Annotated in this window: 23 protein-coding genes; 20 read left to right on the top strand and 3 right to left on the bottom strand. The window is 31.9% G+C overall.

Features of this window, described 5'->3' with window-relative positions:
• The first annotated feature begins 186 nt into the window (after nt 1–186).
• Both AC0608_RS11295 and AC0608_RS11290 read left to right on the top strand, forming a co-directional pair.
• Nucleotides 187–2,880: a TonB-dependent receptor gene (locus AC0608_RS11295; RefSeq protein ID WP_417990422.1), complete on the top strand. Its 2,694-nt coding sequence runs from the start codon at nt 187–189 to the stop codon at nt 2,878–2,880.
• A 95-nt stretch (nt 2,881–2,975) separates the two neighbouring features.
• On the top strand, nt 2,976–3,716 hold the full coding sequence (locus tag AC0608_RS11290; RefSeq protein ID WP_478289124.1) for a class I SAM-dependent DNA methyltransferase: 741 nt from the start codon (nt 2,976–2,978) through the stop codon (nt 3,714–3,716).
• A gap of 67 nt (nt 3,717–3,783) precedes the next feature.
• Here AC0608_RS11290 and AC0608_RS11285 read toward each other — a convergent pair whose 3' ends face one another.
• Nucleotides 3,784–4,134 carry a 4Fe-4S dicluster domain-containing protein gene (locus AC0608_RS11285; protein ID WP_478289123.1) on the bottom strand — a complete coding sequence of 117 codons (351 nt, stop codon included), beginning with the start codon at nt 4,132–4,134 and terminating at the stop codon, nt 3,784–3,786.
• A gap of 132 nt (nt 4,135–4,266) precedes the next feature.
• Between AC0608_RS11285 and AC0608_RS11280 the strand changes: the two genes are divergently transcribed.
• The 5 genes from AC0608_RS11280 (at nt 4,267) to AC0608_RS11260 (ending at nt 8,446) form a co-directional block, all read left to right on the top strand.
• Complete coding sequence (locus AC0608_RS11280; RefSeq protein ID WP_478289122.1) at nt 4,267–5,325, top strand: acyl-CoA reductase; 1,059 nt, start codon at nt 4,267–4,269, stop codon at nt 5,323–5,325.
• A 93-nt stretch (nt 5,326–5,418) separates the two neighbouring features.
• On the top strand, nt 5,419–6,489 hold the full coding sequence (gene serC / locus AC0608_RS11275; protein WP_478289121.1) for a 3-phosphoserine/phosphohydroxythreonine transaminase: 1,071 nt from the start codon (nt 5,419–5,421) through the stop codon (nt 6,487–6,489).
• Nucleotides 6,490–6,610: 121 nt separating this feature from the next.
• Nucleotides 6,611–7,561 carry a D-2-hydroxyacid dehydrogenase gene (locus tag AC0608_RS11270; RefSeq protein ID WP_478289120.1) on the top strand — a complete coding sequence of 317 codons (951 nt, stop codon included), beginning with the start codon at nt 6,611–6,613 and terminating at the stop codon, nt 7,559–7,561.
• A gap of 115 nt (nt 7,562–7,676) precedes the next feature.
• Entirely contained in the window at nt 7,677–8,111 is a 435-nt protein-coding gene (locus tag AC0608_RS11265) for a DUF6146 family protein (RefSeq protein ID WP_478289119.1), read from the top strand.
• A 32-nt stretch (nt 8,112–8,143) separates the two neighbouring features.
• On the top strand, nt 8,144–8,446 hold the full coding sequence (locus AC0608_RS11260; protein WP_417960363.1) for a DUF6787 family protein: 303 nt from the start codon (nt 8,144–8,146) through the stop codon (nt 8,444–8,446).
• A 15-nt stretch (nt 8,447–8,461) separates the two neighbouring features.
• Here the strand turns inward: AC0608_RS11260 and AC0608_RS11255 are convergent, their stop codons facing one another.
• A complete protein-coding gene (locus AC0608_RS11255) occupies nt 8,462–8,761 on the bottom strand; it encodes a hypothetical protein (protein ID WP_417960469.1) in 300 nt (99 codons plus the stop codon).
• Between the two features lie 41 nt (nt 8,762–8,802).
• Nucleotides 8,803–9,351, bottom strand: coding sequence for a peptide-methionine (S)-S-oxide reductase MsrA (gene msrA, locus AC0608_RS11250; protein ID WP_478289198.1), 549 nt, complete (start codon nt 9,349–9,351; stop codon nt 8,803–8,805).
• Between the two features lie 244 nt (nt 9,352–9,595).
• On the opposite strand from msrA, the gene AC0608_RS11245 reads away from it, so the two are divergent.
• From AC0608_RS11245 to AC0608_RS11185, 13 genes are all read left to right on the top strand, one after another.
• Entirely contained in the window at nt 9,596–10,279 is a 684-nt protein-coding gene (locus AC0608_RS11245; RefSeq protein WP_417960471.1) for an ABC transporter ATP-binding protein, read from the top strand.
• 65 nt (nt 10,280–10,344) lie between these two features.
• Nucleotides 10,345–11,109, top strand: coding sequence for a TIGR02757 family protein (locus tag AC0608_RS11240; RefSeq protein WP_478289118.1), 765 nt, complete (start codon nt 10,345–10,347; stop codon nt 11,107–11,109).
• Nucleotides 11,110–11,859: 750 nt separating this feature from the next.
• A complete protein-coding gene (locus AC0608_RS11235; protein ID WP_478289117.1) occupies nt 11,860–12,228 on the top strand; it encodes a response regulator transcription factor in 369 nt (122 codons plus the stop codon).
• Nucleotides 12,229–12,259: 31 nt separating this feature from the next.
• A complete protein-coding gene (locus tag AC0608_RS11230) occupies nt 12,260–13,369 on the top strand; it encodes a hypothetical protein (RefSeq protein ID WP_478289116.1) in 1,110 nt (369 codons plus the stop codon).
• Between the two features lie 2 nt (nt 13,370–13,371).
• Complete coding sequence (locus tag AC0608_RS11225) at nt 13,372–14,802, top strand: glycosyltransferase family 2 protein (protein WP_417958197.1); 1,431 nt, start codon at nt 13,372–13,374, stop codon at nt 14,800–14,802.
• A gap of 20 nt (nt 14,803–14,822) precedes the next feature.
• Nucleotides 14,823–17,213, top strand: a complete 2,391-nt coding sequence (locus tag AC0608_RS11220; protein WP_478289115.1) for a sulfatase-like hydrolase/transferase — start codon at nt 14,823–14,825, stop codon at nt 17,211–17,213.
• The gene (locus AC0608_RS11215; protein ID WP_417958199.1) at nt 17,210–18,475 is read left to right on the top strand and encodes a YaiO family outer membrane beta-barrel protein; all 1,266 of its coding nucleotides are present in this window, start codon (nt 17,210–17,212) and stop codon (nt 18,473–18,475) included. Before AC0608_RS11220 ends, AC0608_RS11215 begins: the two co-directional genes overlap by 4 nt.
• 340 nt (nt 18,476–18,815) lie before the next feature.
• A complete protein-coding gene (locus tag AC0608_RS11210) occupies nt 18,816–19,877 on the top strand; it encodes a HEAT repeat domain-containing protein (protein WP_478289114.1) in 1,062 nt (353 codons plus the stop codon).
• The gene (locus AC0608_RS11205) at nt 19,877–21,319 is read left to right on the top strand and encodes a glycosyltransferase family 2 protein (RefSeq protein WP_478289113.1); all 1,443 of its coding nucleotides are present in this window, start codon (nt 19,877–19,879) and stop codon (nt 21,317–21,319) included. The genes AC0608_RS11210 and AC0608_RS11205 overlap by 1 nt, the downstream gene beginning before the upstream one ends.
• The gene (locus AC0608_RS11200) at nt 21,316–22,584 is read left to right on the top strand and encodes a YaiO family outer membrane beta-barrel protein (protein WP_478289112.1); all 1,269 of its coding nucleotides are present in this window, start codon (nt 21,316–21,318) and stop codon (nt 22,582–22,584) included. The genes AC0608_RS11205 and AC0608_RS11200 overlap by 4 nt, the downstream gene beginning before the upstream one ends.
• A 69-nt stretch (nt 22,585–22,653) precedes the next feature.
• Nucleotides 22,654–24,822 (top strand): glycoside hydrolase family 20 protein, encoded by a 2,169-nt coding sequence (locus AC0608_RS11195; RefSeq protein ID WP_478289111.1) that lies wholly within the window; start codon nt 22,654–22,656, stop codon nt 24,820–24,822.
• Between the two features lie 10 nt (nt 24,823–24,832).
• Nucleotides 24,833–25,204: a response regulator transcription factor gene (locus AC0608_RS11190; protein WP_478289110.1), complete on the top strand. Its 372-nt coding sequence runs from the start codon at nt 24,833–24,835 to the stop codon at nt 25,202–25,204.
• An 89-nt stretch (nt 25,205–25,293) separates the two neighbouring features.
• Nucleotides 25,294–26,646 (top strand): DEAD/DEAH box helicase, encoded by a 1,353-nt coding sequence (locus AC0608_RS11185; protein WP_417958206.1) that lies wholly within the window; start codon nt 25,294–25,296, stop codon nt 26,644–26,646.
• Nucleotides 26,647–26,650 lie beyond the last annotated feature (4 nt).

The following is a 26,650-nucleotide window of genomic DNA, read 5'->3' as shown; positions in this document are numbered from 1 at the left end:
ATGTAGCATTTGCTCTAAAAGTTTGCAAATATAAGATTTTATAAATCTTTAAATAAGTAAATAGTGCAGTTTAAACAGAGCTCATATGTTTTTTATAAAAATTTAAACGATTTGCTAATATTTTGTTAAAAAAAAATTATATTGCAACCGATTTTAAATCAAACAAAAACCAAACACAACTTAATTATGAAAAAATTTGCATTATTATTATTTCTATTAAACGTCTCATTTCTTTTTGCTCAAAAAGAAATTTCAGGTGTTGTTAAAGATGACACCGGCAATGCTTTGCCTGGGGTTAATATTATTGAGAAAGGAACACAAAACGGAGTCTCTACTGACATGGACGGGATGTATAAGATTAAAGTTAAAGAAGGCGCTACATTAGTTTTTAGTTATGTAGGTTTTTCTAAATTAGAAAAAGCAGTTACAGGATCTGTTTTAGATGTTGTTTTATCCGAAGAGGGCGGACAAAATTTAGATGAAGTAGTGGTTACAGGAACCAGAACGGCACCAAGAAGTAACACTACATCAGCATTACCTATAGATGTAATTTCTGCAAAGGACTTGGCTTCAACTGGTCAGGCTTCTTTTGACAAAGCGTTACAATATAAAATTCCATCCTTTAATACGGTTCAAACACCAGTGAATGATGCGACATCATTACTGGATCCTTATGAAATTAGAAATATGGGACCAAGTAGAACCTTGATCCTTATCAACGGGAAACGTAAAAACTTAAGTTCTTTACTATATGTTCAAACGTCTCCTGGACGTGGTGAAACTGGTGCAGACATTTCAGCAATTCCTACTGATGCTATCGAAAGAGTAGAGATACTTCGTGATGGAGCATCGGCTCAATACGGTTCAGATGCCATTGCAGGAGTAATGAATATTATCTTAAAAAAGAACACAAACGGTGGATCAGTAACTGTAAGAAGTGGAATGACTTCTGAAGGTGATGGTGAAATGTTAGGCGTAAGTATGAACAATGGTTCTACAGTGGGCGAAAAAGGATTTGTAAATTATACTGTTGATTTTTCTAAAGTCAACCTAGCTAACAGACCCGGAACAGTTGATGCTGCCGGTGAAGCAGGAGATTTTGGTGCTTCTCTTTCAGATGTTCAAGCCTTTCTTGCTAAAAAACCAGATGCTGGAAATATCAATGGTTCACCTGAAACTGCTGCTGCTAAGTTTCTAGTAAACGGTGGATTTAGTTTATCTGATGAAACATTATTATATTATAATGCAGCTTATGTATACAAGAAAGTAAATTCTTTTGCTAATTATAGAACTCCATACTGGAGAACTTTAGCTGATTACCCATTCCTTAAAGACTTTTTTGGTGATGGAACTCCAGGTTCTTATCAAGGTTACGTACCAACATTTACAGGAGACTTAAATGATTACAACGCAACATTAGGTTACAAATCAACAAAAAACGAATGGAATACAGATGCTAGTATTACTGTAGGTGGAAATACCCAAACCTATTCCGTTGACAATTCCTTCAATAGATCTAACATTAAGGATGGTAATGGAAATAATGTTTATTTAGAGAATAGTCCAATCTCTTTTAAGCCAGGAGGAACTGCTTTCAATCATATTGTAGGAAATTTAGACATATCTAAAGTATTATCTGATAAAATCAGTATAGGTTTTGGTTCTGAGATCAGAACAGAGACTTTTGAAGTAACGGAAGGTGACAAAGCATCTTGGGAGGGTATTGGAGCCGATTCATTCGCGGGCAACAGACCGGAAAATTCAGCAAAATGGAACCGTTACAATTTAGGTGCTTATTTTGATCTTGCTTATGATGTAACTGAAGATTTCTTAATAAATGGAACCGTACGTTATGAAGATTATAGCGATTTTGGTGATGCTACAGTATGGAAATTGAGTTCTAGATATAAATTCTTGGACGACAAAATTACTTTAAGAGGATCTATTTCTACTGGTTTTAGAGCACCTACATTACACCAAATTTACACTCAAAAATCACAATATTCATTCGTTCCTGGACAAGGAATCCAAGTTAGTGGAATCATTAATAACGTATCACCACAAGCACGCCAATTAGGAATTGATCCATTAGATGCTGAGAAATCAACAAACATCACTATTGGAATTGGAGCAAAACCTATGAAAAATTTTAATTTCACAGTCGATTACTATAATATTAAAGTAGAAGATAGAATTGTTTTAGGAGACAGACAAGATACTCAATTTGGTAATGTAGCTTGGTTTGAGAATTCATTTGACTCAAGAACTACTGGTTTAGATGTCGTGGCTAATTATAATAATATTGATTTAGGAACAGGGAAATTAGGATTCAACTTATCTGGAAACATTACTTTTCAAAATGAAAGAATTTCACCTGTAAAAAGTGGTAATTTTGGACCAATACTTGAATCTTTAATGTTTACTTCAAGACCAGAAACAAAATGGATTTTAGGAGCGAATTATGAAATTGGAAAATTTGGCTTTTCTCTTAATAATACTTATTTCGGAAAAAGCACATTTAATCAAGATGGTTTAGCTACAAATAATCCTAATGCTCCCGTTGGCTCTGTCGACTATTTAAAAGCTAACTTAAAAACGGAGTTTATTCCTAAAGTTGTTACCGATTTAGGCATTACTTTCTCTGCTACTGAAAAATTAACTTTAGCATTAAATGTAAACAATTTATTGAATGTGTTACCTGAGTGGAAATTTGTAGCTGAAAATGCTAAAGGTACTGAGCTTTTAAACGATCCTGTTCAAGTAAAAAACCAATCTAACTTGATTACTTTCAACCAACGTTATTCTCAAATGACGTATGATGGATATCATTTTAGCCAATTAGGAACGATGTTTAATTTATCGTTAAACTACAAATTCTAATTCATTTATTGAATAACTCAAAAAGGGCTGTCGAAAGATAGCCCTTTTTTTATTTCGTTTATTCTCCATACTTTAGTGCTAAATACACAAATATTATGGCAACTCTTTATGACGGAAAAATGGCTTCTATTTTTGACGCCATGTACCAAACCTTTATTGATTACGATGAAGAATATAAATTCTACAACAATTTAATTAAAGAGCACCATTGTAAAACCATTCTGGAAATTGGTTGTGGAACAGGTAATCTTGCTCAACGATTTCTAGAAAAACAACACGATTATATTGGTTTAGATTACAGCCAAAGTATGATTGCGATTGCCCAAAACAGAAACAAAAAAGGTGTTTTCATTCCTGGCGACATGCGTGATTTTCAACTTAAAACCGCTGTAGATAATACATTAATTACCGGACGTTCCACCAGTTATTTGATTACAAATGACGATGTAAATAGTACTTTTGGTTGTATTCATAAGAACCTAAATAAAGGGGGGATTCTCATTTTTGATTTTATAGATGCCAATCGATTTATTCCTTTTATCAAAGAAAATGAAGTAATAATAAACGAAGCAGAATATAAGGGAATAAGCTATTTCAGAAGCAGTACTTGGAAAACAACCTCATTAGAAAATTTTATGCTAGAATGGGCAGCCCAATATTACACCTTGAAAAATAATCAAAGAGAAATACTTGCAGATGATTTTTCGACCGTGCGTGTATTTACCTTAAATGAAATACAATTGTTTTTGTATTTAAATAACTTTGAAATAATACGAACAATTGACAGAAAAACATATGCTTACGATACGTATGTCATTGTAGCAAAAAAGAAATAAAACAAAAAATCCCGAGTACTAGACTTAGACTCAGGATTCCCATTTCAACCCAATACAGGGTTATATGCTATTCATTATGTAAAAAAGCTTGTCTGTTTAACAATGTTTCTTCACTTTCTACATGGCTATCATCTGGAATACAACAATCTACTGGGCATACCGCAGCACATTGTGGCTCATCATGAAACCCTTTACACTCCGTACATTTCCCGGGGACGATATAATACACTTCATCAGAAATTGGCGTTTGAGCCTCCTCTGAATCCACTTCGGAACCGTCAGGTAAAATAACTTTACCCTTCAGCTTAGTACCATCTTTATACCTCCAATCGTCTGCTCCTTCGTATATTGCTGTATTTGGGCACTCGGGTTCACAAGCACCACAATTGATACATTCGTCTGTTATAATAATTGCCATCGTTATATGTTTAAAAGTATACCGCTTTAGGTTTAAAGTTTGTTTTAAAACTTATGTTTTTTAACAATGCCTAATTACTTTATCCTTATTTTTGTGCAAAATTACAATCAAAACTATTCATAAGCAAACATTATGACATTAGAAACAAAAAAAAGTGTTTTTGTTGAATTAGGAAAATTTTTAAGTCAGTTTTCCGAGAATAACACTTTAAAAAATCCGGCTGTTTTGCAAAACGAAACGTTTTTTAATGCTTTTGTCGATTTAATAAAATTATCGCAATCGCACAATGGATGGTATACCCCTGAAAACGTTTATTTTTCAATCCAATCATGGGCACAAGCATTAACGGAAGATAACCTAAATAAATGGCTTTCTGCCTATGATTTAGAAATAAAAGACCCAAAAAAAATTGCCTTAATTCTTGCTGGAAATATTCCATTAGTGGGGTTCCATGATTTTCTGTCGGTTTTAATAACTGGAAATTCTGTTTTAATAAAAACATCTTCAAACGACCAACATTTATTGCCGTTTTTAGCTAAGTATTTAATTGCTATAACACCCGAATTAAGTCCTAACATCACTTTTGTCGAAGGAAAATTAGAAAATTTTGATGCTGTAATTGCAACAGGAAGCAACAACACGTCTCGTTACTTTGAATATTATTTCAAAGACAAACCATCCATAATCCGGAAAAGTAGGAACTCCGTTGCTATTTTAACTGGGAAAGAAACCAAAGAGGAGCTAACCGCTTTGGGCGAAGATATATTCCGTTATTTTGGGTTGGGTTGCCGTAATGTTTCTAAACTTTTTGTACCAAAAGGATATTCCTTTGTTGCTTTTTTTGAAGCCATATTTGAATACCAAGACATTATACATTACGAAAAATATGCTAACAATTATGATTATAACAAAGCCGTTTTCCTGATGAGTAATTTCAAATTATTGGATAATGGTTTTTTGACCTTGAAGGAAGATCAAAGTCATGCCTCTCCTATTTCAAGTGTGTTCTATGAGTTTTACGAGGATATTAATGAATTACAAATCAGATTACAATCTGAAAGTGAGCAAATACAATGTGTTGTAGCCGACAGTACTATTGAAAACAGTGTGGCTTTTGGACAAACGCAAAACCCCCTATTATGGAATTATGCAGATAACATCGATACAATTTCATTTTTGCTAACAACCTAGGCAAAAAAAGTTCAATTATTCCGAATTAATTAACGCTTTTTAAACTCCTATTGCCGAAATTTGCACTTTAATTTTTTGGACATAAACTACACCATGAAAAAACACAACTACAGCGCAGGACCTTGTATTTTACCGCAAGAAGTTTTTGAAAAATCAGCACAAGCAATATTAAATTTTAATGATTCAGGACTATCTCTTTTAGAAATTTCGCACAGAAGCAAAGATTTTGTTGCGGTTATGGAGGAAGCTAGGGCTCTAGTTCTTGAGCTTTTGGGTCTTGAAGGTAAAGGATACCAAGCCTTATTTCTTGCTGGAGGAGCGAGTCTAGAATTTATTATGGCACCGTACAACTTGATGAAAGAAGGAGGAAAAGCAGCATATCTTGATACGGGAACATGGGCTGGAGCGGCTATCAAAGAAGCTGTACTTTTTGGAGAGACCGTAGTTGTTGCTTCTTCTAAAGAGCAAAATTACAATCATATTCCAAAAGGCTATAGTGTACCAGAAGATGCTGATTATTTTCATTGCACCAGTAACAATACGATTTTTGGAACACAAATGAAGGAATTTCCATCAGTAAATATTCCTGTTGTATGCGATATGAGTTCAGATATATTCTCAAGAGCATTAGACTTTTCTAAATTTGATTTGATTTATGCAGGGGCACAAAAAAACATGGGCCCCGCAGGAACTACCTTAGTTGTTGTAAAAGAAGCCATTTTAGGTAAAAGTGGTCGAATTATACCAAGTATGCTGGATTATAGCAAACATATCAAAGCAGAGAGTATGTACAATACACCGCCTGTTTTCCCTGTTTATGCATCTTTATTAACTTTACAATGGTTAAAAAACCTTGGTGGTGTTGCAGCTATTGAAAAAATAAATAATGAAAAAGCAGCATTACTTTATGCAGAAATTGACAGAAACCCATTATTCAAAGGAGCTGCAGCCATTGAAGACCGTTCAAATATGAATGCTACTTTCTTATTAAATAATGAAGCACATGCAGCAATATTTGATGTGATGTGGAAAGCTGCTGGAATTTCAGGCTTACCGGGTCACCGTTCTGTAGGCGGTTACAGGGCGTCCATGTACAATGCACTTCCATTAGAAAGTGTTCAGGTGTTAGTTGATGTAATGAAAGAATTGGAAAAAAATATTTAATGATGAAAAAATTGAAAGATTCAGTTAATAAATCTTTTAATTAAAATTACACTTTAAAATTAAAAAATCCTGATTGAATCCTTAAGTCATTTAATTTTTCAATCTTAAAAAATAAACACAAATGAAAGTATTAGCCAACGATGGGATTTCTGAAAGTGGAATCCTAGCTTTAGAAAAAGGTGGGTTTGAAGTTATAACTGCAAAAGTAGCACAAGAACAAGTGGCTAATTTTGTCAATGAAAACAATGTAAGTGTTGTTTTGGTGCGTAGCGCTACTAAGGTTCGTAAAGACATTATTGATGCTTGCCCAGGATTAAAAATTATTGGTCGTGGTGGTGTTGGAATGGATAATATTGATGTCGATTATGCTAAAAGTAAAGGTATTCACGTCATTAATACTCCGGCTTCTTCTTCTGAATCAGTTGCAGAATTAGTTTTTGCACATTTATTTTCTGGCGTACGTTTTTTACATGACTCGAACAGAAATATGCCACTTGAAGGTGACACAAACTTTGAAGGATTGAAAAAAGCCTATGCAAACGGAGTTGAATTAAGAGGAAAAACTCTAGGTATTGTAGGTATTGGTCGCATTGGTCAGGCTACGGCTAAAATGGCTTTGGGTTTAGGTATGAAAGTGATTGCTGCAGATATGTTTATCCCACAAGTTGACGTTAAAGTAGAATTTTTTGATGGACAATCTATTACAACGAATATAGTTTCTCAGTCTTTAGAGTCTTTGTTCAAAGAATCTGATTTCATTACCTTACACGTTCCAGCGCAAGATGGATATATTATAGGAGAGAAAGAGCTTGCCATTATGAAAGAGGGCGTAGGTATTGTGAACTGTGCTCGTGGCGGTGTTATTGATGAAGTGGCATTAGTGAAAGCTTTAGACAGCGGAAAAGTATTGTTTGCAGGGTTAGATGTTTTTGAAAACGAACCAACTCCAGAGATGGCTATTTTAATGAATCACAAAATATCATTAACACCACATATTGGAGCTGCAACAGGAGAAGCGCAGGACAGAATTGGCACTGAATTAGCACAACAAATTATAAGCATCTTAAATTAAATTTTTCATCATAACTATTTAAAAGAGGTTGTCCTAAAAAGACAACCTTTTTTTTTGTTAAAACAACTATCATCAACCATCCGTTTTTCGTAACTTTATAATTCATTTATTTATTATGAAAAATAGCTATTGCATTATAATTTTCCTTTTTTGCGCCCTTTGGGGATGTACTACCGCAAAGTCAAACTTCCCCAGCACTGAAAAATCAGTTGCGGCTCAAGGAGATACGGTTCGAATTGCCAATGACAAACTGGAATATGAGGTTATTATCATTGACCCTGGTTTTAGCACTTGGCTTAATTCAAGAGCTTTACCTCGTAACTACCATTCACAATCTTTTATGGAGGGTAAGAATCAGCTTTATATTAGTGAATGGAATAATCGGGTTTTGCAACCACAGCGCTATGATCCCAATTTATATGAAATGACGATCAATTACAACTCTAATATAGATTATGGGTACGAAGTAAATTATCTGATTTACAATTACATGATTTATTTTCAGAACACGTACAAACAAAAACTTTTTGGTTTTGTCCCCATCAGATAATGTCACTATATTTGTATTCATTATAAATAAAAATGAATACACTAAAACAACGATGGGGAATTGAAACAAATTTCCAGCTTATCATTATATTAATTGTTTTTGCAATAACCGGTTCGGCTTCAGCATGGTTGTCAAAACCTTTTTGTTTTTGGCTGGGGATTACAAAAGAAGATTTAGGCTATTGGTTTACTCCTGTTCGGTTACTTTTAATTTTTCCTATATACCAAGTGCTTTTAGTCTTGATAGGATTTCTGTTTGGGCAGTTAAAATTCTTTTGGGCTTTTGAAAAAAAAATGCTAAAACGAATGGGACTTGGATTTCTTTTTAAAGATTAAATAAAAATGCCTCGATTACGAAGCATTTTTGTTTTTAAGTACATAATTATATAACCATGTTAAGGTAAATGTTGGAATAAAATCCGAAAAAGGTAATATTTCTTCCAGAAAGGTAACTATTCCTCCCACTCGCCCTATTGTTCCTTTATACATCCACGTCATCAAAAATCCTGCTAAAGGCGCCCAAATGACATCCGAAAATTCACCTATAAAAGGAACAGAAAAGGATAGCATTCCTATAGCATCAAATAAAATTCCCAATACAAAATCTCTGGATTTATTGTTGATTCCCTTTTCCTGAACTAGTTTTTCCATCTCATTTGAGTTTTCTAAAATATACTCAAATCTAATGCCAATTATTTTTTAAGTTTATCTTGGTATATTTTTTTCAATTTATCAATTTTAGGAGTAATAACATAACTGCAATATCCTTGTGTTTTATTTTGATTGTAATAGTTTTGATGGTAGTCCTCAGCTATGTAGAATTGGGTAGCTTGAGAAATTTTAGTTACAATTGGTTGTCCAAAAGTATTCTCACTAGTCATCAAAGCAATATAATCTTCTGCTAGTTGTTTCTGGAATGGGTTGTGGTAAAAAATTTCACTTCGATATTGTGTCCCTATATCATTACCCTGACGGTTTAATGTAGTAGGATCATGCGTAGCAAAGAATATTTCAAGAAGTTCACCAAAACTTATTCTACTAGGATCAAAAGTAATTTCGATCGCCTCAGCATGACCGGTATCCCCATTACTGATTTCCCTGTAAGTAGGATTCACAGTATTTCCTCCTATGTATCCCGATACTACTTTAGTGACGCCATCCAATTCTAAAAAAACTGCTTCTGTACACCAAAAACAACCTCCAGCAAAGGTGGCTATCTCAATTCCGTTTTGTATTTCCATATTTTTTGTTTCTAGGCTTTTAGGCAAAGTAATATTCTTTTCTTTTGCACAAAATGAAAACGGCAATAATGCCAAAAAAACTCCAATTACTTTATTCATATTTATGAATTTTTATCAAATTTATTCATTAATACGCCATGAATTTTTAATCTTAACTAAAGTTTATACTTTGTCAAACGAAAATATACCCCGATCCAATTCATAATCCTTAAAATCTTTGTTTCTTTGTAAAAATAGTTTTAAAATGATTCACGCTAAAAATTTATATAAATATTACGATCAACTACAAGTACTAAAAGGAGTTGATGTACATATTCAAAAAGGAGAAATTGTCTCTATCGTTGGTGCTTCAGGTGCTGGAAAAACAACGCTTTTGCAAATTCTTGGCACTTTAGACAAACCCAGTTCAAAGAAACAAGAAGGAAAAGTTAATATAGAAATTGAATTGCGAATCAATGATCAAGATATTCTAACGATGAACGACAAAAATCTCTCTAAATTTAGAAATTTAAATTTAGGTTTTATTTTTCAATTTCATCAATTATTACCGGAGTTTTCTGCATTAGAAAATGTCTGTATTCCAGCTTTTATTGCCAATAAATCCAAAAATGAAACTGAGATTGAAGCCAAAAAATTGTTGGCCTACCTTGGTCTTTCGCATCGAATAAACCACAAACCAAATGAACTTTCCGGTGGAGAGCAACAACGTGTGGCAGTTGCCAGAGCGTTAATTAACAAACCAGCAATCATTTTTGCAGATGAGCCTTCGGGTAATCTTGATACGGCATCCGCTGAAAACCTGCATAAATTATTCTTTAAACTACGAGACGAACTGGGTCAGACTTTTGTAATTGTGACGCATAATGAGGAATTAGCAAATATGGCCGATCGAAAGTTAGTAATGGTAGATGGTTTGATTAGTAATTAAAAATGTTTGAAATTTTAGGCTTACAGTTCATTTAAAACGGCAAACCTTTTAAACACTAAACATAAATGAATCCCTCTGAACTTAAATCTTTTCTAGACGAAAAGGTTACACAATACAACACCCTCGATTTCATCGATAGTGATCCAGTACAAATACCGCATTTATTTTCACAGAAAGAAGACATTGAGATCGCGGGATTTCTAAGCGCAACAATAGCATGGGGAAATCGTAAAATGATAATCAAAAATTCCCATAAAATCATTGATTTGATGGGGAATGCACCTTATGATTTTGTAATGTCGCATACCGAAAATGATTTGGAACGACTGGAACCATTTGTACACCGCACGTTCAATGCAATTGATTTTGCCAGTTTTATTAAAAGCTTACAACACATATACTCCAACCACGGTGGCTTAGAAGCCGTATTCAGCAAACATCAGGAAATGCATTCGATGCAGAAAAGTATTCATGAATTCAAAAAAATATTTTTCGAAATTCCGCATCCACATAGAACTGAGAAGCACATTTCAGATCCAAACAACAATTCTGCAGCCAAACGAATTAACATGTTCTTACGCTGGATGGTACGGCAGGACAATAAAGGAGTCGATTTAGGCATCTGGAAAAGTATTTCGCCAGCTGCATTATCGTGTCCCTTAGATGTACATTCCGGAAATGTTGCTCGAAAATTAGGAATCCTAACAAGAAAACAAAATGACGGAAAAGCTCTATCTGAACTGGACTTAAAACTTCGTACATTCGATTGTTTTGATCCGGTTAAATATGATTTTGCCCTTTTTGGATTAGGTATATTTGAAGGTTTTTAAAACTGTCAAAAGTTAAATATTATTTATATATTTAACTTTTAATTATACTACAATAATACCACTTTTATTTATGGCATATGAGGTAATAAAAAACCAATTTTTATTCAACAAAAACGTAACAATCAATTTATGTTTTTTGCTGTGGAATGATATCAGCACAAATATATATTCGGAAGAACTTAAATTTTTTTGGCGACAAAATTTATTTAAAAAACACACTGAAGACTCTTAAGGTCCTTTTGATATTTTCAGATTACGCAACTCTTTAATTAATAATTTTACAAACTATAGTTCTCTTTTATCTATTCTCTTGATAAAGATATTATTTCATCTTACAAACAGTAACTTTGTAATAAAAATGTATTTTGTAACAAGTCATTTTTTAAAAGTAATTTTTGAAAAGATCAACCTAAAAACTAAATAGTACAACTAAAATAGAATCAGAGAGGCATACTATTTGTGTATTAATAATAATACTTTAACAAAAAAATAAGTTTTACATCAAATAATATAATGAAAAGTAAAACTGGTATTAAAAAAATTACGTAAACTAAAATAATACTTTGTAGTTTGATTGTAGAATAACAATAAATGATATAATGGACCTACAAATAGAAATAAATTATAGATTCAATTCATGATAAAAAAAATATTTATAAAAAATAGAAAATATAATGACTGGGCTTATAAACACATATACTTTGATTCTGTCAAGCATATTATTTACATTTTCACCAAAATTAAAGCACTATGAGTGATGTTAAAAAAATTGTACTAGCAGAAGATAATTCAATTTTTTTGACATTGCTTAAATTCAGACTGGAAAAAGAAGGGTATAAAATTATTACCGCAGTAAATGGAAAAGAAGCTATTGAATTAATTGAAGAATGGAATCCAGAATTAGTTTTGACTGATATCATGATGCCTTTCATAAGCGGATTAGAGGTAATTAGCTATGTAAGAAACAAATTGAATATGCAAACACCTATAATCGTTTTTTCATCAGCTGGGCAAGAGGAAATCGTTCTTAAAGCATTTGATTTAGGCGCTACTGATTTTATGAGTAAACCATTAAGTCCAAATGAATTAGTAATTAGAGTTAAACGACTATTGCGTTAATAATAAAAATAAATTATCACTTGGTTGTTATATGAATACGAAGTACTATTTCATTGATTATTTGAAAGAATCACCGCCTATCATCCAAGTAGCATGGATTGTAAGTGGTTTTTTTATTATAATAATTATTCCTTTGGTTCTTTATTTAAAATATTTAAGAAAATATTTGAGAAAAAAAGAGCGGATAACTGCTGAATATGAAAATGAATACGAATCTCATCTCATCTCCTATTTGTATTCTGGAAATGAAGATGGTGATGATGATATTAGTTCAGAACAACAAATGATTATTGATCAATTAAAAGAATCTATAAAAGATCCTTTCAAAAGAAAAATTTTAATTGCAGTCTTGTTAAAGTTAAAAAATGAAATTTCTGGCGAAATTGCAGAAGCTATTCAAAAACTTTATTTTCAAACGGGGCTTATAAATTATACTTTATCTAAATTAAGCAGTAAAAAATGGTACATAATAGCAAAAGGTATCCGAGAATTAAAACAATTTCATGTTAAGGAAGCCCACAATCAAGTTATTATTCACATAAACCACCCGAAGCGAGAAGTTAGGAAAGAAATGCAATTGTATATGGTGAGTTTATTCTATTTTGAAGGACTTAATTTTTTAGACATACTAGAAACACAGCTTTCTGAATGGGATCAGATTCAATTACTGGAAGTACTTCAAAGATTAGAAAATCAAAATATATCAAATATAAAATTTTGGTTAAATTCCCCAAATGATTCTGTCATCATTTTTGCCTTAAAACTGGCAAAAATTTACAACCAGTTTGAGGTAAAAGATGAACTTCTATATTTGTTGCATCATGTTAATAAAAAAATAAGATTAGAATCAATTAATGTTTTAAACTATTTAAACGCTTTCGAAGCCAAAGAAATTCTGAAATATAACATCCAAAAACGAAGTCAAGAGGAGCAAATTGCTTTTTTTAAAATGATGGGAAATCTTTACGAAAGTAGTGATGAATCATTTTTAATGGACTATATACATAACGAAATATTCGAAATTAAAGTGTCTGTATTAAGAATTTTAAAGGTTCTAAATAACGAAAAATTTAATATACTTAAGTTAGAATCTTCTGATCCTCAATTTCTAAGAATTATAAATTTTATAGAAAACAATTAATTATGGAAGGAAGTACTTTACAAATTATAATTCAAATCATTCATTATTTATTTTTCATTTATAGCTTTACAGCAATTGGGTCCTATCTTATACTCGCAATTATTTCAGCCATAGAAACAGTAGAGTATATGAGGAAAAATAGCTTTGTGAATTACAAAGAAATATTGTCTTCAAATATTTCACCTTCAATTTCAATTATAGCGCCAGCCTATAATGAAAGCTTAAATATTGTTGAAAATGTTCGCTCTTTATTGTCAAGCCATTATGTGAACTATGATGTAATCATAATAAACGACGGAAGTAAAGACGATAGTTTAGAAAAACTTATTAGTGTTTATGATTTGATTCCTATTGATTATCTAATCAACGAACAAATACAAACTAAACCCCTTAGAAAGGGTATCTACAAATCAACAAATCCTGCATTTGAGAAGCTAATTATTGTTGATAAAGAAAATGGAGGAAAAGCGGATGCATTGAATATGGGACTTAACATAAGCAACAGCAAATACGTTGCTTGTATTGATGTAGATTGTTTGCTCCTAGAAGATTCCCTTCAAAAAATGATTAAACCCTTTCTTGAAACAACCGATGGAAGAGTAATAGCGGCAGGTGGAGTAATACGGATTTCAAATTCCTGTATCGTAAAAGAGGGTAAATTACATGATGTCAATTTCCCTAAAAAATTACTAGAGCAAGGACAGATTCTCGAGTACATTCGGGCATTTTTATTAGGAAGGATGGCTTGGAGCAGGCTTAATGGTTTGTTAGTAATATCAGGGGCTTTTGGTTTATTTGATAAAAAAATTGCCATAAAGGTAGGTGGTTATGATACTAATACGGTAGGAGAAGATATGGAGCTGGTGGTAAGGATGAGAGGGTACATGGAAGAACAGAAAAAAAAATATAATGTAGCCTATATTCCCGATCCTCTGTGTTGGACCGAGGCGCCTGATAGTTATAAAATATTCATTTCACAAAGAAACAGATGGACAAGAGGCACCATAGAAACATTGAGAAAACATAGAAAAATTGGCTTTAATCCAAAATATAAAGCCCTTGGATTACTAAGTTATCCCTATTGGTTCTTTTTTGAAAGACTGGCTCCCGTAATTGAAGTTACCGGTTTGATCTATTTTGGAATTCTTATTGTATATAATCAAGTACGATGGGATTATTCATTTGCATTTATTATTTTAGCCTATTTATTTACCGTTTTCTTTTCTTTAATTGCTATAATTACAGAGGAATTAACGTATCACCAGTATAAAAAGAAAGGTACTGGTATTCGCTTATTAGTCATTGCTTTTTTAGAACCATTTGTGAACCATCCTTTCATTTTATATGCGGCAATTCGAGGCAACATCGATTACTACTTTAACAAAAAAAAGAAATGGGGAGAAATGACTCGAAAGGGAATGACTAAAGCATAAAACTATACAATTACAGATAAATGAAAATGAAATTTACTTATAAAAACAGTTTAGAATACATTTATTCAACGGTTTCATTAATACTTATTTTTTGCTTATTAAGCTTAATTGAAATATTTAAAACATTCGATTTACAAGCATTTACTTATAAAGTAATAAATGATTTTTTTACCGGAACTCTAATCGGATTATTATTTTTCCCATTGTACCTGATCTTAAAATACATAAAAAAAACGTTAGGGATAATTGTTATTCGAATCTTATTTTCCATTATCGTCATCATTCAACTTGGTTTAATAGGATATAGCCTTACCACTCACATCAATCTTGGAGCTGATCTTTTAGGATATTCTTGGAGTGACATGTACACTACTGTTACCGCATCTTTATCACTATCCTTCCTTTTGATTTTGCCTTTTATTGTAGTACCCATTATTTATTTGGGGCTGAATTGGCTGTTCCATTCGTATGGAGAAAAAATCAATCCGAAAATTTTACTTTTAGCAGTACTCCTTTTTGGAAGTTTACATTTATTCATTAACACCCGTAATAAACCTGCATTACAGAACAAATTAAATTTTTTATTCAGTGATATTATAAGAGCTAAAAATGACAACGCTTTAGCATCTCAAGGAAGCCTATCCTTTAAAAAAGAATACCCTTTAGAACAAGCTTCAAAAAACACTAAAGATGTATTGGCTCCATTTTTCAACATTGGTGAAGAGAAGCCTAATGTCGTTTTTATTATTGTTGAAGGACTTGGTAGTGATTTTATTGATGATGGTGAGTATAAAGGATTTACACCTTATCTCGACTCCTTAACGTCAAAATCGCTTTACTGGGAGAATTTTGTTAGTAATGCTGGACGGACATTTGGGGCACTGCCTTCTTTAATTGGTTCGTTGCCGTTTGGACAAAATGGATTTATGGAATTAAATCCATTACCTAAACACAATTCATTAATTAGTATACTTAAATCAAATGGTTACGCCACCAATTACTTCTGTGGTGATGAATCTAGTTTTGACAGAAAAAGTAATTTCTTAGAATACAATGGAATAGATAAAATTATAGATATTAATAAATTTGGACCCGGTTATATAAAAACAAAAGAAAATTCTGGTGGGTTTTCATGGGGCTATCCTGATGCAGAAATATATCGTAAAACATTATCTGAGATAAAAGATAATAAACAACCCCGGTTAGATATTATAATGACGCTTACTAATCATGAACCATTTGATTTCCCTTCTAAAAAAGTATACTTAGAGAAAGTAGAGCGTATTATAAAAACTAAACCATACTTAGAGAAAAATAAGATAGATGAATACAAAGACATTTTTGCCTGTCTGCTTTACACAGATAATTCTATTCAAAATTTCATGAAAGCCTATGCTAAAAGACCCGATTATGCAAATACTATTTTTATAATTACAGGGGACCACCGCTTGATTCCAGTCCCTCAGAAAGATAATTTGTCGCGTTTTCATGTTCCTTTTTATATCTATAGCCCTATGTTAAAGAAAACAGCAAAATTTAAATCTATTTCTTCACATAGTGACGTAACGCCAAGTTTAGTTTCTTTTTTAACTAATAATTACAAATTCAATAAATTAGAAAAAACGACTTGGCTTGGTCAAGGACTGGATACGGTAAGAGCTTTTAGAAATATTCATAGTATTCCATTGATGCGATATAAAGGTAGCATCAATGACTATATTTATAAGGAGTATTTTTATTCAGATGGTATAATGTTCAAAATTGATGAAAATTTAAATATTAGTCAAACTGATAGTGATCAGATAGAAGTTATTAGTAATTCTTTTACTGATTTTAAAAGATTGAATGCTTATTTAACCACAAAAAATAAAATTACAAGTGTAGCAACAAGCTTTAAAAAACCAGTTTATGAGTTTACCCAACAGCAACTTTCCACAATCAAAAAGTTAACTAAGGGATTAGATCGTGATCAGATTTTTTTATTAGCCCGAGATTTAGCATTTAAAAAAGACCGTGAAAATTCGAGATTATTATGCAATTATATTCTAAATGACCTCCCCAATTATGGCGATGTAAGGACACTAAAAGGCAGGACGTTAGCCTGGGATGGTGATTATAAAAATGCAGAAATAGAACTACTTGAAGTTACAAACAGAACCCCATTTTATGGCGATTCCTATTTAGCATTAATGGATGTCTATTGGTGGTCTGGGCAAAATAAAAAAGCTGTCAAAATTGGTCAAAAAGCTTTAAGCAATCAAATAACTGATGCTGAATTAGGCTATAAACTGGCACAAGCATACAACAGAATGAATAATGCTAAAGATTCGAATAGAATTATTGACAGTCTTATAAAAATATATCCTACTAATACAGAATACTCAAATTTTAAAAAATCCTTAAAAAAATGATTTCAAAAATAGATATAAAACTGACTTTTCTGGTGGTGTTTTTTGCTGCATTTCAAATGTCTGGACAACAAATTAAATTTGATGGTGATCCAGATGCTTCTTTTGAAAAAGCACGCAACTTAGCGTTTAATCAACAACGTAAACAGGCGCAGGATACCTTATTATTTATTTTGACCAGCTATCCGGATTACCATGACATTCGCTCTTTTTTAGGAACTACTTATTCCTGGGACGGTGAATATAAGAAAGCAAGAAAAGAGTTTGATTATATTTTACAAAAAGACAAAGAAAATAAAAACACCTGGATAGCAGCTATCAAAAACGAACTGTGGGGAGAAATGCCGTATGCTGCTCTTGATATGGCAAATAATGCTTTGAAAACGTTCCCAAACGACTCCGAGTTATTGTATTTGAAAGCGAGCGCACAAGAAAACACCAATAATACATTAGAAGCATTAAGCACAATTCAATTACTATTGAATAAAAATCCAGAAGATCAAAAAGCCAAAGATTATAAATCAAGTATCAATAATGGGCTGAGCCGAAATGCTATAGGTATCACCTCATCGGTAGACATTTATTCTGATGTTTTTGATCCAATGCAATATTATGCATTAATGTACAGGCGACAAACTAAGTATGGTAGTATCATAGCAAGAGTCAACTTTAATAGACGATTTAACGAAAATGGAATGCAATATGAAGTGGATTTATACCCAAAAATTGCAAAAGGTTTATATGCTTATGTAAATGTTGGTGTAGCGAATACTTTTCTCTTTCCTGATATTAAATATGGAGCCGAATTGTTTAAATCACTCCCTAAAAGTTTTGAAGTTTCCTTAGGATTCAGAACTCTTAAGTACAGTACTACAACAAATATTTATACAGGATCTCTTGGCTGGTATACTGGAAATAGCTACATCTCTTTTCGTCCTTATTTTACTCCCGGAGCAACAGGCACTAGTAAATCTGGAACATTAACTTACCGGAAATATGGTAGTGATGCTGACAATTATATTGGAATAGCTGCTAGTGTAGGATTCTCCCCAGAGATAAATCAGTTCAATACTAATGAAAATGCGGCTAAATTTGTAGACTTACAGGCTCAAAGGATTAATATTGGCTATTATTTCACCTCATCAAATAACCAAAATGCTTGGGGTACACAGTTTGGAGTATCTCACCAAGAAATAATATTCGATCAAGGAAATTATTTTTGGATTTATTCCGTTGCTCTGTCATGGGAACTAAAATTTAAATAACAGATCCCGTTTCACCGTTAATAATTTAAATTTCAAAATCCTTCTTTAACTCTAATTAAAGAAGGATTTTCATTTATATCAAATCTAAAATCAGCTAACCAAAAAGTAAAAAATCTCCTGTTACTTTATAGGTAAGACTGCTTAATTGTTAAAAAATTAAAGGAATGCATTAATCTAAAAACCATAATAATCTGATAAAAAACTAAGAAATCGAATTCTAAAAAATAAGTTTCTGTATTGTTCCGATTAAGTGTTTTGAAGGATATATAAGTAATACATCGAAAATATTTTTTTCCCCTTTTCATTATTTGTAATATTATATTATAAAACATTGATAATCATGGATTTATTTATTTCGTATCTAAAGTATTATATCATCCCCTTCCTTTTAATATTAACTTTATTACTGACATTTGTTTTATTACTAAAACGAATTCGTTATGAATATACCAAACCGTTGAGAGAATCCATAAGCAATAAAGCTGAGATTTTTTTGACCGAAATGATTCTATCAAAACCTGATGAGAAAACATTTAGAAAAAAACTATATCTTTTTAAAAAAGAAATTCCACTGCATAAAACCTGGTGCAAGGAAATGATTATTAATGATATGATACGATTTAAACAAAGTTTAAAAGGAAAAGCATCGGATCAAATTAACATTTTTTATCAAGCATTACACTTAGATAAATATTCTGCAGGACTAATACGGGATTTTAGAAGTTTTTACAAATGTGAGGGTTTTTATCATTTCCAAGCTTTAGACTATAAAAAAGGCAGCGCTTTTATAAAACCGTATTTAAAGCATCCTAATAATGTGATTCGGTCAAATGCTAATATGGCTTACATCTCATTATCAGAAAATCACATGGAAAGTTTTACAGAATTGTCCTCTGCCATTTCACATTTAAACATGATAAAAATAATGGATATTCTTCATGATAAAAAAATTCCTCTCCCAAAAAATATTGATCAATGGATTGAAACTAATAATGCTTCAGTTACTAAATTAGGTTTAAAAATTATGACTTTTCATAATTATAGACATAAAGCCAAAGAAATTATAACATTTATTCAGAGTGATGATGATTCACTAAAAAAGGAGGCCATTATGGCTATCAAAGAACTCTTCCTGACTGAAGCAAAAGACGAATTGATCCATCTATTTGATAATGCATCCTCAGAAATTAGATTAGAAATTTTAGATGCTTTAAAAGTAATCGGCGACGAGAGTATAATTCCTTTTTTAGAAAAGGAAATCCAAAAGGAAACTAATAAGGACATAAAATTAAAAGCGGTTGAATGCTTAAATGAAATAGATAAAGCTCAATTGGATTTTCTGTCCGCCAAAGATTATGATACTACAAAAATGATTCATCATGTTAGAGAAATATACTTATAATGATACACTATTTAACACATCAAATTATTGAACTTTATGAAATTTTTATTTCATTCTTTTCTCTTACCTATGTTGTATTTTACATTTTCTTGTCTATTCTTTCCTATTATGCAATACTAAAACACATAAGACATCAAAAGTATATTTCTGAAGATATTCTTACTAGGTCAAATCATTTGTTAGGCGTTTCAATTGTGGCTCCAGCTTTTAATGAAGGAGTCAGTATTGTTTATAATGTAAAATCATTGCTATCATTAACTTATCCAAAATATGAAATTATTATTGTCAACGACGGCAGTACAGATGATACTTTGATAAAATTAATAACTGAATTTGAATTGGTTAAAATAGATTTTTATTACCAAGAAAAAATCATAACTAAACCCGTACGAGGACACTATAAATCAACCAATCCAATATACTCTAAACTGATGGTTGTTGATAAAGAAAATGGGAAAAGTAAAGCAGATGGCTCTAATGCAGGAATTAATTCCTCACGCTATCCTTTGTTTTTATGTACTGATGTGGACTGTATTCTTAAAAGAGATACCATCCTTAAATTAGCTAAGCCATTTATGGAAAATGAAACTCGCGTTATTGCAACAGGTGCAGGTATTCGAATTTCAAATTCGTGCGAAATAAAAGATGGCTTTTTATATAAAGTACATTTCCCTAAAGATTGGTATCCAAGATTTCAAGAATTAGAATATGTGCGTTCTTTTCTTTTTGGTAGAATGGCTTGGAGCCAAATTAATGGTTTACTTTTAGTTTCTGGCGGTCTTGGAATGTTTGATAAAGAAATAGCCATAAAAGTTGGAGGGTATTGGCATAAATCATTAGGAGAAGATATGGAACTCATCACCCGGATGCGAAAATACATGCATGAAAAAAACCAAAAATTTTTAATTAAGTACATTCCGGAATCGCTCTGTTGGACTGAAGTCCCTGAAACAAGAAAAGTGCTAATACGACAACGAACGCGCTGGGCCAGGGGATTAATTCAAACATTATACCTACATCGAAAAATGTTTTTTAACCCTAAATATGGTAAAACTGCGTTCTTGATTTTACCTTTTTTCTTTGTATTCGAATTTTTGGTACCCATTATAGAATTTTTAGGTGTAATAGCTCTAATTATAAGCATTTATAATAAATCTCTAAATATCGAATACCTTGCTACTGTAGGTATATTTGTTTATGTATTTTATTTATTGATTACCCTAATTTCTATTTTAATAGATGATTTATTATACAAGAGCTATGCTAATCATAAGGAATTAATGGTTTTAATTTTTATGGCCGCAATCGAACCATTTGTTTACCATCCGTTGAATGTATATGCCTCCTTGAAAGGATATTGGTTCTTTTTTAGACAAACTGAACAAAAATGGGGGGTAATGATTAGAAAAGGATTCACAAATACTCAAAAAGTTACATCATGATTAAGAGTAAAATTTTTAATACGGTCTATTTTTTTATTATTTTATTACTTTTATCTAATGAGACTGTACTTGGACAAAAAATAGACTCCGACAGCCTTCTTTCTGTTATAGTAAAAGACATGCAAAATAATAAGAACTATGAAAAAAATATTGAAAGGGCTCTCTTGGGAAAAAAAATTGCGCCTACTTATTTAGATTATTATTTGCTACTAGGCAGAAATTATGATTTAGTAAAGAAAAATGACAGTGCTAGGTATTATTACAAATATTATATCGAAAAGAGCACACTGAACCGAGAAGCGCTCAACTATCTTATAAACCTGGAATTAGAAGAAAAAAAATACAAAGAGGCAGAAATTATAATTGATCAAGCAATTGTATTACATCCTGAAGATGATACATTTGAACAAAAAAAATTAACTGTATTTCAATTACAAAAAGACAGAAAGAAAGAATATGAATATTTAAAAATATTGCAATTAAAAAATCCGAATGATAATGCAATAACGCAACTCATTTTTCAATTGGAATCAAAATTAAAAACAGATCGAATGGGAATCAATTATGGCTACACCACTTTTGATCGAAAGGGCTATGGTCCGTGGCATTTATTAAGTTTCCAATACATAAGAGAACGGCAATGGGGCTCCTTAATAGGCCGGATAAATTATGCCGATCGCTTGTCTTCCGGGCAAAGTATTGCAAATGGAATTCAATATGAAGCCGAGTCCTATTTTTTTACCGGAAAAAATAATTATTCTTATATAAACGGAGCGTATAGCAAAGACCTCGTGTTTCCAAAATTAAGATTGGGGTATTCCTTCTATCAGAATTTTAAAAAAGGTTGGGAAGGAGATGTTGGAATTCGATATTTAAAAACAACAGATACTGAATTTAAAACCGTAGCTCTCGGTTTGGGAAAATATATCGACTCCTATTGGGTCAATTTAAGGACGTTTATTCAAAGTGATAATGACAATATTTTTCCCGCAGTTACTTTAACAATACGCTATTATTTCGATACTCGTTTTGATTATGTAACTTTAATCTCTGGTTACGGCTCTTCCCCAGAGGAGAGAACTACTTTAGGGCAATTTAGAGAAAGAATCTCGCTGGATTCGTACAGGATAGGCGCAGGATATTATAAAATGTTAAATAATCATTATATAACAGGCATTCAATTTACCTATAATGAACAAGAATATGTCAAAAACTTAACGCAAAACGAATTGGAATTATCAATAATGTTGCAATATAAATTCTAGATTATGCTTAATAAACGACTGACCTTAATGTACGTACTATTTTTTTTAGTTGTTTTTAACTTTAAAATAATGTCACAACCTAATATCGTCATGGAGAATAAACCAGGTTCTGAAAATGTCATTCATATCCTGGATGAAAATGCAAGTCCCACAGCAAAAATCTTAAAAAAATATTTGGATCAAAGTTTTTCTAATCCCTTTTTAATTGAAACTAATGAGCCTAAGAAGAAAACGACAGGTACCATTCATCTCACAATTACAAATTCAGAAAACAAAAAAAATAAAAATAGTTTTAGTATCAAAAGTAATACTGCAGATATTTTTTTAACTGCATCCAATGAAAAAAATTTACGCTATGCCGTTTATACATTGTTAGAAATTTGGGGATTCCGAAAATTTACAGCAAAAGAAATGTATGTCCCAAAATTGAAAGAGGTCGTTTATCCAAAAAATAAAGAGCAAGCCTATACACCTTCTTTTGAATACCGAGTACTCTTCTATCCAGATGCTTACGATGCTGATTTTAGAGATTGGCACAAATTAGATTGGCATATAAACGATTTTAGTATTTGGGGGCACTCGTTTCATACACTTTTGCCCCCAAAAGAATTTTTTAAAACTAATCCTGAGTTTTTTGCCCTGTATGAAGGCAGTCGAAGACCTGAATCACTTTGTATGAGTAATGAAGCTGTGGTTACTCATGTTATAGAGAATATGTCTCAAATTATTGAAAAAAATCCTAATACTTCATTTATATCAGTCAGCCAAAATGATGAAACAGTTTACTGTGAATGTAACCAATGCAAATTATTAAATGAAAAACACGGAGGTCCTCAAGGTTCTTTGTACTACTTTTTGAATAAAATTGCAAAACATTTTCCAAAAACAAAAATAGCAACTCTGGCCTATCAACATACTTTCAAACCACCCAACAATATAAAAATACAGCCTAATATTTATACTCTATTTTGTCCAATTGAATTGAATCGCGGAAAATCAATCCAAAAAGACAGCCAAAATAAACCATTTTTAAAAATATTACAGAATTGGGGCAAAACGGCTTCGAATTTATACTTATGGGATTACACCGTACAGTTCTCAAACTATTTGTCGCCTTTTCCTAACTTACATACGTTTTCCGATAATTATAAACTTTTCCAAAAAAATGATGTGACAGGGTTATTTGTGCAAGGATATGCAGATGTGCCGGGAGACTTTTCGGAATTAAGACAGTATCTGTTAGCTAAATTATTATGGAATACTGAAACAGATATTAAAGGAGCTACGGATGACTTTTTAAGAGGATTTTACGGCAATGCTGCAGCAAACATCAAAGATTATTTAAATCTTTTGACTAAAAATCAAGAAAAATTTAATCGTACTTTAGACATCTATTCCGGTCCAATTCAAAGCAGAAATACCTTTCTATCTCCTGTGGCAATGGATCAGTATGACCAATTATTGGACAAAGCTTCGGTAGCTATAAATCAAGACCCCATTTTAAATTCCAGAATAGAAAAATTACGTCTGGCCTTGGAATATGTATACTTTGAACAATCTAAATTTTACGGACAAGAACAGCATGGAATGTTCATCGTTAATAAAAATGGAATGTTAGTAGTCAAACCCGGACTCAGTGAACGAGTACTGAATTTTGCTAAAGCTTGTCATGAATTTGGAATTTATGAACTCAGTGAAGATGGATTGTCTCCAGAGAAATATTATAAAAATTGGCTAGAAATCACAAAAAATACGGCAAAACATCTTGGAGAAAAAATACAAGTCAATTTCCTTACAACACCTGCGCCAGAATTCTTTGGCAAAGGAGGCCCGGGCCTTGTTGATGGAATTAAAGGCCATACCGATTATAATATAAATTGGATTGGATGGTATGGTATTAATCCTGAAATAGAATTAATAACAAAAAAATTAAACTTTAATCATATTCGAATTCACTTTTTAGACAACCAACGAAATTGGATTTTTATTCCTCAAAAAGTGACCCTATTTGGATATAAAAATGAAGAATGGGTCTTTATATCTGAGAAAAAAAATATAGATTTAATAGAAGATTTTGAGGTGAAAAGTAATGAACTAGAGATTACTGATGATCGTTTTAATACTTTTGAAAAAATAAAATTGGTGGTACAAAATCAAGAAGACTTACCAATTTGGAGAAAACGAAAGAATAAAAAACCAATGGTAATGATTGATGAAATTGAGCTTTACAACAAATAAAAATTTAAAAATGAATAGCGACAAAAAAATACTGATTATTGAGGATGATGAATTAATGATTAAAATCCTTACTTTCATACTCACAAAAGAAGGATATCAGATAACCGTAATTAGAGACGGACTAAGTGCTATTGAACAATTGCCTACAATAAATCCTGACATGGTAATTACTGACTTGTTGCTACCCTATAAATCAGGACTGGAAATAATCAGTTTTGTCAAAGGACAATTTGAAAAAATGGCTATAATTGCTTTATCTTCTTTGGGCGAAGAAGAAAATTCTGTAAGTGAAGCTTTTAAACTTGGTGCTGATGATTTTATTTCAAAACCGTTTAATCCAAACGAATTATTACTGCGAGTGAAACGATTATTAAACAATTAGTCGAATTAAAATTCTAAAAAGGAGCCTGAAATCTATTGATTTTATAGCATTACTTTCAAAAAGACTATCTTTGCAAAAAATTTAAGCAAATGACTACTTTTGAGCAATTCAATCTTCCTAAATCCGTACAAAAAGCGATAGATGATTTGGGGTTTACTACACCTACTCCTATTCAGGAAAAAACATTTTCTGTGATAATGTCAGGAAGAGATATGATGGGAATCGCTCAAACGGGAACTGGTAAAACTTTTGCTTATCTATTACCTTTGTTAAAATTATATAAATTTACTCCCGGCCATACCCCAAAAATAGTAATTCTGGTTCCTACACGTGAACTTGTAGTTCAAGTAGTCGAAGAAGTTGAAAAACTGACTAAATACATGTCGGTTAGAACTATTGGAATTTTTGGTGGTGTCAATATCAATACGCAAAAGAAATCTGTTTACGCAGGTTGTGACATACTAGTGGGGACTCCAGGAAGAATCATGGATTTAACGCTAGACAATGTAATTCGTTTTGAAGAAATGCAAAAATTGGTAATCGATGAGTTTGATGAAATGCTGAATTTAGGTTTCAGAACTCAACTGACATCTATTCTGGCGATGATGCCAAAAAAACGTCAAAATATTCTTTTCTCTGCAACGATGACAGATGAAGTAGATGCTATTTTGAATGACTATTTTGACTATCCTGAAGAAGTGACGCTTTCGGCATCAGGAACACCATTAGAGAACATCAAACAAATTAGTTATAAGGTTCCCAATTTTAATACAAAGATAAACCTGCTTAAATACTTATTACAAAACAACGAAGACATGAGCCGTGTTCTAGTATTTGTTAACAATAAGAAAATTTCTGATATGGTTCACGAACGAATTGAGGAAGATTTTGAAGGGCAGTTTGGAGTAATTCACTCTAATAAATCTCAAAATTATCGTTTGAGCACGATGGCCTCTTTTCAAGAAGGAAATTTACGTGGTTTAATTACCACTGATATTATGGCCAGAGGTTTGGATATTTCCAACATTACTCATGTTATCAATTTTGAAATGCCTGAAATGCCTGAATTATATATGCACAGAATTGGTAGAACCGGTCGTGCAGATGCTACAGGAACTGCCATAAGTCTTATTGCACCTCGTGAAGAAGAATCAAAAGTGGAGGTAGAAGTACTGATGAATATGGAATTAGTAATTGAACCCTTCCCGGAGACCGTTGAAGTTTCCTCAAAATTAATCGAACCTGAAAAAGACAGGCAACCGATTAAGTTTATGATGAAAAAACAGAAACTTGACGGAGATGGTGCTTTTCAAGAGAAAAGTAAAAAGAATAAAAAAGTCAATCTGGGCGGACCTGGCGTAACCAAGAAAAAAACACATGGTTCTGTAAATAGAAACATGCTAAAAACAAGAGATAAAAAGAGGAAAGACAAGAATAAATAATTGT

It is taken from the genome of Flavobacterium sp. GNP008 (assembly GCF_056428965.1).
The sequence above is the reverse complement of the archived record's forward strand: the minus strand, read 5'-3'. Positions and strand labels throughout refer to the sequence as shown.

What these genes read in the sequence shown, in the direction of transcription:
- AC0608_RS11295 (WP_417990422.1), top strand. Translation starts at nt 187, where the DNA reads ATGAAAAAATTTGCATTATTATTATTTCTATTAAACGTCTCATTTCTT.
- AC0608_RS11290 (WP_478289124.1), top strand. Translation starts at nt 2,976, where the DNA reads ATGGCAACTCTTTATGACGGAAAAATGGCTTCTATTTTTGACGCCATG.
- AC0608_RS11285 (WP_478289123.1), bottom strand. Translation starts at nt 4,134, where the DNA reads ATGGCAATTATTATAACAGACGAATGTATCAATTGTGGTGCTTGTGAA.
- AC0608_RS11280 (WP_478289122.1), top strand. Translation starts at nt 4,267, where the DNA reads ATGACATTAGAAACAAAAAAAAGTGTTTTTGTTGAATTAGGAAAATTT.
- serC (WP_478289121.1), top strand. Translation starts at nt 5,419, where the DNA reads ATGAAAAAACACAACTACAGCGCAGGACCTTGTATTTTACCGCAAGAA.
- AC0608_RS11270 (WP_478289120.1), top strand. Translation starts at nt 6,611, where the DNA reads ATGAAAGTATTAGCCAACGATGGGATTTCTGAAAGTGGAATCCTAGCT.
- AC0608_RS11265 (WP_478289119.1), top strand. Translation starts at nt 7,677, where the DNA reads ATGAAAAATAGCTATTGCATTATAATTTTCCTTTTTTGCGCCCTTTGG.
- AC0608_RS11260 (WP_417960363.1), top strand. Translation starts at nt 8,144, where the DNA reads ATGAATACACTAAAACAACGATGGGGAATTGAAACAAATTTCCAGCTT.
- AC0608_RS11255 (WP_417960469.1), bottom strand. Translation starts at nt 8,761, where the DNA reads ATGGAAAAACTAGTTCAGGAAAAGGGAATCAACAATAAATCCAGAGAT.
- msrA (WP_478289198.1), bottom strand. Translation starts at nt 9,351, where the DNA reads ATGGAAATACAAAACGGAATTGAGATAGCCACCTTTGCTGGAGGTTGT.
- AC0608_RS11245 (WP_417960471.1), top strand. Translation starts at nt 9,596, where the DNA reads ATGATTCACGCTAAAAATTTATATAAATATTACGATCAACTACAAGTA.
- AC0608_RS11240 (WP_478289118.1), top strand. Translation starts at nt 10,345, where the DNA reads ATGAATCCCTCTGAACTTAAATCTTTTCTAGACGAAAAGGTTACACAA.
- AC0608_RS11235 (WP_478289117.1), top strand. Translation starts at nt 11,860, where the DNA reads ATGAGTGATGTTAAAAAAATTGTACTAGCAGAAGATAATTCAATTTTT.
- AC0608_RS11230 (WP_478289116.1), top strand. Translation starts at nt 12,260, where the DNA reads ATGAATACGAAGTACTATTTCATTGATTATTTGAAAGAATCACCGCCT.
- AC0608_RS11225 (WP_417958197.1), top strand. Translation starts at nt 13,372, where the DNA reads ATGGAAGGAAGTACTTTACAAATTATAATTCAAATCATTCATTATTTA.
- AC0608_RS11220 (WP_478289115.1), top strand. Translation starts at nt 14,823, where the DNA reads ATGAAAATGAAATTTACTTATAAAAACAGTTTAGAATACATTTATTCA.
- AC0608_RS11215 (WP_417958199.1), top strand. Translation starts at nt 17,210, where the DNA reads ATGATTTCAAAAATAGATATAAAACTGACTTTTCTGGTGGTGTTTTTT.
- AC0608_RS11210 (WP_478289114.1), top strand. Translation starts at nt 18,816, where the DNA reads ATGGATTTATTTATTTCGTATCTAAAGTATTATATCATCCCCTTCCTT.
- AC0608_RS11205 (WP_478289113.1), top strand. Translation starts at nt 19,877, where the DNA reads ATGATACACTATTTAACACATCAAATTATTGAACTTTATGAAATTTTT.
- AC0608_RS11200 (WP_478289112.1), top strand. Translation starts at nt 21,316, where the DNA reads ATGATTAAGAGTAAAATTTTTAATACGGTCTATTTTTTTATTATTTTA.
- AC0608_RS11195 (WP_478289111.1), top strand. Translation starts at nt 22,654, where the DNA reads ATGTCACAACCTAATATCGTCATGGAGAATAAACCAGGTTCTGAAAAT.
- AC0608_RS11190 (WP_478289110.1), top strand. Translation starts at nt 24,833, where the DNA reads ATGAATAGCGACAAAAAAATACTGATTATTGAGGATGATGAATTAATG.
- AC0608_RS11185 (WP_417958206.1), top strand. Translation starts at nt 25,294, where the DNA reads ATGACTACTTTTGAGCAATTCAATCTTCCTAAATCCGTACAAAAAGCG.